The organism is Streptomyces hirsutus (genome assembly GCF_001418415.1).
Classification (GTDB): domain Bacteria; phylum Actinomycetota; class Actinomycetes; order Streptomycetales; family Streptomycetaceae; genus Streptomyces; species Streptomyces hirsutus.
The window spans coordinates 1-11,301 of the sequence record NZ_LIQT01000305.1 but is presented as its reverse complement, the minus strand read 5'-3'; the positions used below and the strand labels follow the sequence as shown (position 1 = coordinate 11,301).

The window sequence follows — 11,301 nt, the reverse complement described above, 5'->3', positions numbered from 1 at the left end:
CTGCCCATAACGGTGCGGCGCAGTTTCGTTGATGCCACAGGTTGTCAGTCCGCCTTCCGAGTGACGGTAAACCAGCAGTCCTGGTCGTAGTCTCGCAGCAGCGCGATGTCCGCGTCGGTGAGCTCTCGAAGAGTGACCCCGCCTGCGTCGAGCCGGTTGATGAGCTCGAGGAGCTCTTCCGGAGCATCGTTCGGCGCGTTCTCAAGGAGCCTCAGCAGCGTGTCACGATCGCTGCAGAACGTGAGGATGCCGGCACTGTCGGCCTTGGGGCGACTTGCCTTGACTTTCATCGACTCGTAGAGCTCAGTCGCCTCCAGCCGCTCATCGGGGCTAAGCGTGACGAACCGAGCGGGAGACACCTCTTGGATCCGTGCGGTGGCCCATGCTTTCCAGAGCTGCCTGAGTGAAGCACTCAGCTCGTTGGTGAATGCCTCCAAGGCGCGCTTGGCATCGACGAAAGCCCGGTCGCCGGGCAGGCCACCCCGCGACTTCGATTCGAGCTTGGACTGTGCAGCCTCGAATCCGGACACGTCCAGAGCCTGGCCGGTACGTTCGCGCAGCAGAACCGCGGTCTGCTGTTGGACCATCGCGGCCTGCAACGCTGTACGCACCTCATCGATACGCCGGAGCACCCGCTCCTGGTCGTCCCGCTCCTTTTGGCTTTCAGAGATGCTGCGGGCCGTGTTCTGCAGCTCCTGAGCCTTCTCCAGAACCGTAACGCTGCTCACTTGCCTGCCTCCGCGTGCGTACTGGCGTTGTCTACGGCCTGCTTCCATTCCCCGAGCAGACCTGCCAACTGGTCCGCGGCGTCGCTGACCGCGTTCTGGGTCTGCATCCGCGCCGCAGCCAGGGCCGTGTCCAGCAAGGAGTTGGCAGTCTTGAGGTAGTCGCGCATCTCTCGGAGATGTGGTGACCGTATTGGGGCCACCACAGCCAGGAGGCTTTCGGCCGACGGGCCCTGGGGGGTGTCGGTGACTCGAGACAGTTCTTTTTCCAGCACGGCTAGCGTGTTCCAGTCGGCTTCCGCGACAGCCGCAGCCCGAATCTCCAACTCGGGCCCCTGGGGTCCCGTGATGCCCTCTGCCTTTGCCATCTGCAGGGCGGTGGACACCTGCTGGACGAGGCGGTCACCGGGGCCGCTCGACCTGGGGAAGCGCTCTCGGATCTCGTTGACGAGCGTGGTCAACTCTTGCAGTTGGCCACGTACTACGGTTTCCCACCCTGAACGCAGGGGTTGGCCGGCGCCCTTGACCCATTGCGGAAGCTCCACGGCCGACAAGTCCCACTCCGCCGCTGCCTCCTTCACGAGAGGGAGGGCACGGGCAGCGTCAACGACGTGGACCGTTCCCGTGGCACCCTGCCCAATTCCCAGGGAACTCAGCAACGTGTCCACGAGACTGCTGCGATGCTGCATGTGTGCATCGAGTCGGTTCATCCACGCCTCAGTGCGCGATGACACGTCCGGCCGTACCCACTCGTTCCCTACGTCGAATGCTGCTGCGTACAAGGCGTCGATCGGCATGCCGGGAACGACACGTCCGGCCAGTGCAGCGCCGAGCAAAGAAACACGCAACGCAGCGACCAAGTCCCTATCGGTGCGTTCCAGGTTCCGCACAACGCGCTCTCGCATAGCGGGCCTGGACTCGTCCGCGATGCTAGAGAGGCGAACGATGTCTTTCCCGCGCACCCCATCTACCACGTCCGCGGACAGTCGGAGGAGACTCTTAAAGAATTCGCCAGTCGCAGGGTTGCGCTTGAGGACGATTGGCGCCCCCGCACTCATCGCCTCTGAGCTCGCATCTTCGATTGAGACCTGGTTTGATTTGACGTTCTTCGAATACCAGCCAGACTTTTCGGTGTCGGTGAGGCCCACCGGCTTGACCGGAGGTGTTAGCCAGTCCTCCCTGTAAATGACCGATTTTGAAATGATGGTGCGAATGATTTTTGCCTCGTCCGTGGTGAGGCGAGAACCTGTGGCGGCCCAGTTCTCCACCACCTGAATCTTTCGCTGCAGAGCGGGCAGCTCTTTTTGTGGCGGCTGTGGAGGAGTACTCCGATCTTTTTGCGGGATCGTGTGACCGGAGTTCACCGGGGGAACTGGTTTGTCGTGCAGGTCGTCAATAGTCAGGCCAGGTAGGGAAAAAGCTTCGCTGATGCCCTGCTGTAGATTTACCAACTGAGTCGGAGCGTCGGCCCAAAACTCCAATGCCGTCCGCCGGCGCTTAGCGTTCAGGGGGTCGTGCGTCTCGATATCGTCGCTGACGCTGTTGGGCAACGCCTGGTCTACGCCTCTGACGGTCTTGTAGTTTTCCTGGAAGAAGGCGCTTGGGAACTCGCCCTTCCTGATCGCGCCGTACGCGTCGGTCAGGATCGGGATGACTCCGCTGCCGAGAACGTCGCGCGGTACGAAGGCGTAGGGGTTCTCCTCCAGGGCCAGGCTGTGAATGACACGAGTTAGAGCCGGACGATTGAATGGATAAAGACCGAACCCCTCGGCAGAAGCACCGAAAGAGTCATGGCAAAGGTTCTTTACGGGGCACTCGTTACACTTGTTCGGAACTGCACCGCTGCCCGCGCTCTCCAGTGCGCCACGCCCAACTCGGGCGGCGTTGAGGTACCTCGCGACGAACGACGCGATGTCCTCTGTGCCGGTCTTGCCTTCTCCCAGGACGATGTCCAGGTTGTAGACGAATCCGCCGGTGGAAGCGCCGATCCTGGTGGCCGCAGTTTCCGGAAGGTCGTGGAAATAACCACTCGTGATTGCCATGAGGGTCCGCATGGGCGCGAGGACCGTCTGCCCTTCCCGCTCCGACGTCTCGGTGATCGCGTCGAGCAGGTCACCCTGCACACCTTGGATCAGTGCGAAGTCCTCCACCAGAAGGATGATCTCCTTACCCTGGCGGGCGTAGATCTCGCGCACCTTCTGCATCGCTCCAAGGAGGCGACCGCCTCCAAGCGTCGACAGTTCTTGAACGGCCTTGTCCCAGTGCTCGTTGAGCAACTCTACGGCCAGCAGTTGCAGTTCAGGCCTGGACATGAGGAAGCCGAAGATCTGCCGAGTAGGGGCTGCCATGTCGCCGGCGATGGCATCCGGGCTCAAGGGGAGGTCTTCCAAAGAGAAGCGGGGACGACGCTCCTCACCGGACTCCCGATCGCTCAAGAAGTGCTGGGCGAATTGGGGAATGAACTTGCCGGGCTCAAGCATCTGCTCCTGCAGAAGCGGATCTTGCAGAAGCAGCGAGATGCCTCGCGGTCCGACGAGTTGACGCTTCTTCCCGGAGACCGAGTCCCTACCGAGGTCCGCCAGGGCGACGCTCAACTGCGTGATGAGACGGCGCGCCAGTGAGGCTGCGGTGAAGGTCCCGGTGACATGCCGGATGTCCTTGCGGATCTGCTCGATCTCTTCGTCCTCGATACCGTCGAGGAGGGAGTCGATTACATGTCGCAGACTCGTCTTGGACTTTTCTAGGTAGATGATCTTTCGGTCTTCGGAGGGCTGGATGTTCTCCCTGACCCAGCGGACCAGATGGGACTTGCCGGATCCTGACTCACCGACCACCGGCAGGAGCAGCATTCTGGTGTTCGTCCGTCGGTTCAGGAAATCGTCGAGGACGTCCTCCTCCGTGACACTCTCACCCGTGCTGTTGAACGACCGGCCATTAATCCGGGAACGCTGGATGCTCAATGGAGTGTGCGTGGAGAGAAAGACGGCAGGCGAGGCGACGACCGCCTCCGTCTGGATCGTGGAGATCACGTTTTCCACGTCCCAGCAGACGTATCGCTTGAAGTCAAACATTGACGGGCTCCTGCCGCGTGATGGAGGAACAAAGGCGCATGGAAAGGCGCTCGGGGTCCTGCAACTTGATCGGTTGCTTGGCGTCCGAATCGCTGCTCATGACGAGCCACTTCTCGTGCTCGCCTCTCGTCAGGGCGAAAGAGAGTGCCGTGCCGACAGACCGGTCGTCCGGCAGTTCATAGCCCAAACTTTCCGAGATGTCTCCACCAGGAAGGACAGGAAGGTGTTCACGCAGCAGGCGCAGGACAACCAGAGCATCCGCAGGAGCGCCTGCCGGCAGGTGCTCTTCCAGTACCTGTTGAACGGCGCGAGTGCAGTCCGGAATATAGCGTTGGGCGATGTGCGGAGCCGGGGCGCCCAAGCCAAGAGATGCCGCCCACGCCGTGAACGGTGACCATCGTGAGCCGTTCACAAAGACCAACGCACCATCCGGTGCGTCCTTCTGGTGCCGACTGTCCACGATGGTCCAATGGAAGGATTCCGAGAACGGATCCCGGGTCAGGCTCCACACCAGAGCCCGCCGTAGGTCATCGGCGGTCTCGGCCGGCTGGTGCCCACGAAGGCCCAGCACGGCGGACCGCAGTGCTCGTTGGAAGGCGGCATAGTCGTCCGAACGCAGGCCTGCCAGGTCCCCCGTCAAAATCCAGTCCTGACCGTCGCCGCTTTCCTCGGCAAGCCCCAGTGACCGCAGCGTGGAGAGCGCGTAATGGGCAGTGGTGAGCTTCCTCGAGTCGCGACTGTGCGGCTCGAGGAAGGTACGTAGCATGTCGTACGCTACGGGCCCGGATTGCGAGGCCAGGAAGCGTGCGACGACCCAGATCTCGCCGGGATACGGCACGGGCGTGTTGAGCAATGCCATTACCTGAACTCGCTTCTCACTTGCTGGATGTTCAACGACGGGTGAGTAGTCACGAAGGGCACCCCCGGCCTGGTCGGGTCCTCGATTTGCCGGGGAAGCAGGAGGTATAGAGGCTCCCCGTCCTCAAGCCGATACCGGAGTTCTTCTTCGAGGGGCGACATCGCGTCATCAGCAACCCATACGAGGGTGGCTGCGGTGCCACTGCCCACAAGGCTGCCGTCATGATCGACGAGCACCGGGTGACCTGGTGTCTGTTCCTGTATCTGCTGGGCCACTTCCTTGCCAACACCCGGGCCAGCGAAGTGGGATACACCCGACCGTGCCAGTTTCACAAGCACGGGGAGCAAGTGTTCCTTGCGTTCCGCAGGGTCCTGCCAATAGATGCTGAAGTGCGAGGTCTGCGGGTGCAGGTGGGCCAGAGGGCTGTCGGACGGGGGCCATTCAACAGCGGCCGGGTCTGGCGAGATCGGCTTACGGTAGTGGGACGCCACCCCTTCAGGCGGAAGTCCCTGACGTCGGCAGAAGGGACATCCGCGGCAGGCTGCCATGGTGTAATGACGCCCACCACTGGCTCCCGTGACCGAGTAGTACTCGGCCAGGGTGTCCGCAATGCACCGCTCCTGATGCAGGACGGTCAACATCCTGCGCAGAGAGTTCCGCTGGGCACCCTTGATGCCCGAGCGGATACGGTCGTAGGCGACGCGGAAGTACTCCGCATCGTTGGTCTGCCCCTTCACCAATTCGATCTCGATCCGGTCTCGGGCAGTTTCGTAGAACGCTGTCATCCGCTCCTTCCAGTCCGAGGGATCTTCGGCGGACTCACGAACCGGAGGCGTGGGAGGGAAGGCCCTGATCATCCCCATGCGATCCATCAGGTTGAGTAGGCGAGCGTTCCAGTCCTTGTGCGTGGCGTATCCAACGGGCATCCGCGGTGGCCGTACAGTCAAGTCGAGCAAGTACCGGTTTCCGTGGAGGTGCTGCCCTTTGGAGAACATCGCCCGCCAACGTCCCCAGGCAGTGTCTGCCATGAGGATCTTCTGCTCGTTCAGCGACTGGGCTGTGGCTTGGTCGCCAGGTGCCGAAGCCAGGTAGGCAATCGAGGGACTGCCGTCGCGGCCGCCACGTCCGACCTCCTGGTAATAGCGGTCCACGGTCTCGGGCACACAGGCGTGCACGACGCTGCGTACATCGTCGAGGTCGACACCCAACCCGAAGGCGGAGGTGCCGACGACGACGTCGTACTCGGTCGCAACAGCACCATGGCTCGTGCGGCCCGACCAGCCCTCGAGCGCGCGACGACGCCCAGCGTCGTTGACGTCGCCGTGAACGACGGCGACTCGCTGCATCCCCGCAGCGTGCAGAGCCTCGGCCCACTCAGTGGCGTGCTTCTTCTGGGTCGTGTACAGCACCATCGGTTTCGGGAGGCGCACAACAGCCCGGAGCACTGCTTTGAACCGCTCCTCTTCCGAGTCGAAGGCATCCAAGAAGTAAGCAGGCTCGCTGCGCAGTTCGGAGGACCAAACCACTTCGGTACGTTCACCGGAACCGAACAGGTCCCGCAGCGTCGTCACCTGCTGCTCGGTGAGCGTTGCACTCATCGCGACTGTCCTGGGCGCACGCCCCTTGGGAGCGATCTCTCGCCAAGCCCGGTGTGGGGCAGCGAGGCTCTGGAAATCCGAGCGGAACTCGTTGCCCCACTGTTCGACGAGGTGCGCCTCGTCCAGGATGACGTAGTTCAGGTGCCCGTCCTGGGCAGCATCGCGAAGGGCTTTACTGAGCCCGGCGACCACAGCTTCCGGAGAAGCGATTACTAGTGCCTGCCGCCCCGCTGAAATGTCCGATCGCATCTGCTCCTTGTCGGCCTGGTCCAACTCCCCGAAATACGCGTACCGCTTGTGCAAAGCGCCAGGATCACGCCTGTTCAGCAACTCACGGACACGTCGCTCCATGTCGATGGCCAGGACCACGGTGGGCACGACCATCAATGACACGCCACTGCTCCGGCCGGCCAGCATGGCACCGGCCAGTGCCACCGGCGTCTTGCCGTGGCCGGTGGGTAGGCAGATCAGAAGTGTCTCACCCGGCGGCATCAGGACTACCGAGCGTGCCGCTTGGCGCTGTCCCTTGGAAAGGTAGTGGTCGTAGCCGAGGACGTCCTTCCAGAACGGGTCGGCCGGCGCGGCTTCCAGGACACGGCGCAGGACGGAGTCCTTGCCCAGGACTGCTTCACGGACCTGCGCAAGCCCTGCTTCTTGCGCCGGTCCGTCACCCTCAACCGGAGCCCATTCCTGACCTCGGAGAAGCACGCGGCTCCCGTCGACCACCACGTCGCAACCACCCTGTCGCCACTGATCAATGGTGGGCAGGCCCTCTCGCAACGGCACGGACAAATGGCCCGTCCGCCCCAGCGCCTGGTGGTGCAACAGAAGTTGCCGAGTCAGCGAGACAATGTCCAGCCAGCCGCTAGCGCCGTTCTGCAGCCCGGCCAGAGCATCTCCCAAACGGCGAAGAACGCCCTTGGCCAGTACGTCCGGCTTCACCTCGGGCCACTCGTTGAGAAGGTGCTGAGCGCTCACCCATGCGTCTTCAGACATCAGTAGGCCAGTTCCAATCCGCGGCGCACCAGGCAAGCAGCCGCCACGATCCGGACAACGGGCTGCGACAGCCCATCGGCGAGAGAAGTCAGCACCTGCGCGTCGGTGACCAGGCTTTCGGTGTCGCGAAGAAGCCGGCCGGCCGCTTGCCGGGCCTGGGCCTGCGAGTGCAGAACCGCGGAAACCTCCAGCGCCTTGTGCTGGGCGTCCTGACAGACTTCCGCGAGATCCGTGTGCTCGTGCAGAAACCTCAGCGCCGCTTGCTGTGCGTCACGAACGTACTTGGCCGCGAGTTCCTGGCCTCCGAACACCTCGAACAACTCCGAGGCACGCTGGCTGTTGTAGTTACGGTCACCCTTGCTCTTGTCGTACGGACGATTCAGAAAGGCCAACTGGGCGTCCTTCGTCACGGGCCGGTTCGTGCCCGACTCGATCCAAACGCGCCTGATGACAGGAGGGAAGATCCGATCCGCCTGGCGGCGTAGGGCCCTTCCGGCGTCCGCACTTTCTTTGACGTGCTTCAGAGCGGCAGAGGTGTCCGCCTCGATGAGGAAATCGAAACCGAAGTACGGTTGCGGCTCCTGCCCCGGCGGCATCCCGTGGTCGATCCGCCTGAAGGCGGCACTCTGCCCGAGACTGTCGCTGAGGACGGCATCGGACAACATGTCCACCAGAGGATTGCCAACGCGGAACAGCCGTGCGTCGCGACTGCGGAGTGCGCGCGACCGGTTGAACATCGCGTGAGCGATCTCATCGTTCGGGATTCGATCCTTGATCCGCTTCCAGTGACGGGGAGCAAGAAGCGGACGGGTCGAGCCGTCGTTGATCAGAAAGCGCCAAGCCGGGGATCCCCGGATGGAACGATCGAGGGAAGGGAGCTTGATACCCCCTCCGGTGCCGTCCGTGTAGGCGAGGAGTGCCTTTTCCGTCTCGGACCAATCAAGCTCGACTTCCGTCAGCGCGGCCGGAACGCTGCGCAGGCGCTGTGTCGAAACGTGGATGGACTCCAGGAGGTCCATCTTGCGGATCTCGTCGCGTTCCTTGCCGAGCCGGGCACTCACGACCTCCCGCTGCGCCACAAGCCCTTCCGGCCCGTCCTCAACTGCACCGGTCCATACGCTGGTGACCGACTGGGCTATGGCGTCCTGCAGGGTGGAAACAGAACGGTCGAAAACCCTGTAACCATCCCCGAGAAGAGCGGCCCATGCCTCCGTGAAAGAGCCGTCTGGGCCGTTCTCCTCGGCCAGTCGGAACTGAAGCGCGGGACCAATTGTTCCAGGCAGAGCCGGCCCCGGATAGCGGTCAACGCGGCCCAGACGCTGTTCCAGTTGGTTGGGCGACCAGGGAAGCCTCAGATGGACGACACAGTCGGCTGCCTGCAGGTTCAGGCCGTCTTCGGCTGTGTCGTCGACGAGGAGTACCGCCTGCCCGGGCGTTTGGTCTGCCCAACGAGAGACTTCAGCTGCAGCCTGGGCCGCGCCCAGGGCACGAGTGTGCTCGGTGATCACTACCTTCGGGAAGTCGAGGCGCAACCGACCTGCGAGCGCGCCAGCCAGCCGGCCGGGTCCACAGAAAACAACGGTGCGCTTTGCCCTCCGCATTACAGGAAGAAACGCCCGGATGATGTGCTTCAGGTTCTCCTCGCTCGGCTCGCCCCCCGCAGGCCAGTCCCTCTCGGCCTCGGCCAGCACGGTCTGCTCGCAGGCAACCACCGGCACACCAGCGAGCAGTTCCTGCTCTCTCGGTGAGAGCCCCGCACGTTCGGCAACATCGGCGTTGGCCGTCACCCGCCACCGCAGCGCATCGATGGTGTCATACGGAAGCGCGAGTGCCCGCGACGTGAGAACTGCCAAGGGCATGGCGTACTGCGAGAGCTGATCGCTCAGCCCCTCGTTCTCCAGGTGCTCTCGCACCGAGTTCCACCAGTGCATTACGAATTCACCCCCGGCCTCTACGACCGTTGAGGGCGAGTAGAGGGCCTCGGGACGCTGGCGGCCGCGCACCTCATAGGGGAGTGCCTCGGCGTCCGGGCCACTGCCTTCTTGCAGCACCGCCTCACGCCGGTTGCGAATTATTCGGCGGTGGATCCGGTACGTCTCACTGATGTGAGCGCGCAGCTCGGTGACCCGACGGGCGAACTCATCCTGCTGATCAGGGTTGTTCAGCTCGTCTTCCTCGTCGAGCATGTCGAGGACCTTGTCCGCGAGCTGAGCCAGACGGACGTCACTCGAGGGAACCTGTGCTCGAATTTCGTTGATGCTGTCCCGGATGACATACGTGTACTCCGGGTCCAGGGAGTAGACCGAGTTGGCCAACTCCTCGCGCATGCGGTAGCGGTCCTCGAAGTCCTGGCGCCGCTCCCACGAGTAGAGCTCTGGGTCGAGCAGGTGAAGCAGAGCGAGGTTCGTCAGGTAGCCCGACATCACGGGGGTGGCGGACAGCAGCAGCAGTCGCTCGGCCGAGTGCGCGAGCTCGCACAACTCCTTGTAAGGCGTCTCGTCCGGACCTGCCTGCACAAGTGCGTGGGCCTCGTCCACAACGACGAGGTCGGCATGCCTATATCCAGCCCACTTCTCGGGCGTCTCGTGGCTGGTGACGACGATCGTCGCATCAGGGAAGTCCCCGATGTGGAACTTGGCTTTGAGTTCGGACAGCCACTGTCGGCGAAGAGCGGCAGGCGAGACGACCACCACGCACGCACCGGGACTGTCGATGAGGATCTGGCGAACGACGTACCCGGCCTCGATCGTCTTCCCCAGGCCAACCTCATCAGCCAACAGGTACCGCTGTACCGGGTCGGAGAGGACCGTGAGCGCGGCATTCACCTGGTGCGGGAAGATCTCCGCCGTCGACGAGAGGAACGTGCTCATGTCGGCGCAGGCGCCACGCTGCCGGACGAGGTTCTTAAGGACTGGGAGTCTCGCGTCCCGGTACGGCGTCGTACTGCCACCGCGGACGGTCAGATCCGCAGTGGGGTCCAGCACGGGGCGATCCCACCGAACGTAGAGATGTTCCTCGCGAACAGGTAGGTCGTAGTCCACATTGGGGAACCTAACGATGTAGGAACGCTGGGCGGGCTCTGCCTGTATGACTCGACCCGCGTTCCATAGCCCGTCCGGACTCTTCCACCAGATGCGCTCCTCGCGCTCCAGGAGGACCCGGTGCACCAGGTGGTCCGCTACCCACTGCGACTGTGCGATCGTCGCGGCCGGCGACTCGAAGTGGTCAACGCGGACGCGCCCCCCCTCTACCTCCCCGACTTTACCGATCCCCGGACCCCCCGATATCCGCACAAAGGTACCGAGTTGTCTTACGCCGCTCACGTGACTCTGCTTCACGATCTTGTCCCCCACCTGTTGTGCAGGTCGCCCCTCCCCAGGGCGCAGCGCCCCGGTGCCATAGCTGCATATCCTTCACTATTTTGATCAAAATTTCTGTGGGTTGTTGGACCTTTGAGGATGTGCCGCTTGCGGCGACCGGATGCGGTGGCACCCCACATATGTAGCGTGCAACGGATGATAGGGGAGACAAGCCACCTTGTCATCGTTTCCGCAGGTCAGACGCCGAAGAGGGCACTACCCCCTGCGCCGGCCGGGTGGGGCAGTTCACCCCTACTCCACGCGAGCACCCCCGACTGCGCTCACTCTGGGCCCAGGGGCATTTCATCCTCTGTACGGGACTCCTGACCACCCAGACCATCAAGATCCAAGTGTCTCTGGTGTCCAGGATCCGGGGTCAACGCCCATGAAGAACTCGACGACTACCGCTGGCTAACCAACTCCTTCGGTCTGCGCTGCCCCTTCGAACGGCGCCTGGGCAGCGACCGCTGTCGGCATCACCACCCGCGCGAGCATGAACAGTGCGGCTACCGGACCGGCGACACGGCTCCCTGCCGAATGGTAGAAAGCGTCTTTCCCAGCGCCCAGCACCGCGGGGCAAAGCACTCCTCCTGCGTTGCCGAGCTCGGAAGCTGACCCTGTCCAGCCTCTGCATCCAGCGCCATGGCGTGCCAGTGTCTCGGCACCGCTGCCTCTAGTGTCCTGAGTCGGGAA

The 11,301-nt window shown here is 63.2% G+C and carries 5 protein-coding genes; all 5 read right to left on the bottom strand.

From position 1 onward, the window contains the following. Nucleotides 1-44: 44 nt before the first annotated feature. The 5 genes from AOK11_RS22555 to dpdE are packed head-to-tail and all read right to left on the bottom strand — an operon-like array spanning nt 45 to nt 10,542. Nucleotides 45-728, bottom strand: coding sequence for a hypothetical protein (locus AOK11_RS22555; protein WP_055595550.1), 684 nt, complete (start codon nt 726-728; stop codon nt 45-47). Beyond that, the gene (gene dpdH / locus AOK11_RS22550) at nt 725-3,796 is read right to left on the bottom strand and encodes a protein DpdH (protein WP_055595549.1); all 3,072 of its coding nucleotides are present in this window, start codon (nt 3,794-3,796) and stop codon (nt 725-727) included. Before dpdH ends, AOK11_RS22555 begins: the two co-directional genes overlap by 4 nt. After that, nucleotides 3,789-4,655, bottom strand: coding sequence for a protein DpdG (gene dpdG / locus AOK11_RS22545; RefSeq protein WP_055595548.1), 867 nt, complete (start codon nt 4,653-4,655; stop codon nt 3,789-3,791). Before dpdG ends, dpdH begins: the two co-directional genes overlap by 8 nt. Continuing rightward, nucleotides 4,655-7,231 (bottom strand): protein DpdF, encoded by a 2,577-nt coding sequence (dpdF, locus tag AOK11_RS22540; RefSeq protein ID WP_206188898.1) that lies wholly within the window; start codon nt 7,229-7,231, stop codon nt 4,655-4,657. Before dpdF ends, dpdG begins: the two co-directional genes overlap by 1 nt. Before the next feature lie 17 nt (nt 7,232-7,248). Beyond that, a complete protein-coding gene (dpdE, locus tag AOK11_RS22535; RefSeq protein ID WP_276204839.1) occupies nt 7,249-10,542 on the bottom strand; it encodes a protein DpdE in 3,294 nt (1,097 codons plus the stop codon). Nucleotides 10,543-11,301: the final 759 nt, after the last annotated feature.

What these genes read in the sequence shown, in the direction of transcription:
- dpdH (WP_055595549.1), bottom strand. Translation starts at nt 3,796, where the DNA reads ATGTTTGACTTCAAGCGATACGTCTGCTGGGACGTGGAAAACGTGATC.
- dpdG (WP_055595548.1), bottom strand. Translation starts at nt 4,655, where the DNA reads ATGGCATTGCTCAACACGCCCGTGCCGTATCCCGGCGAGATCTGGGTC.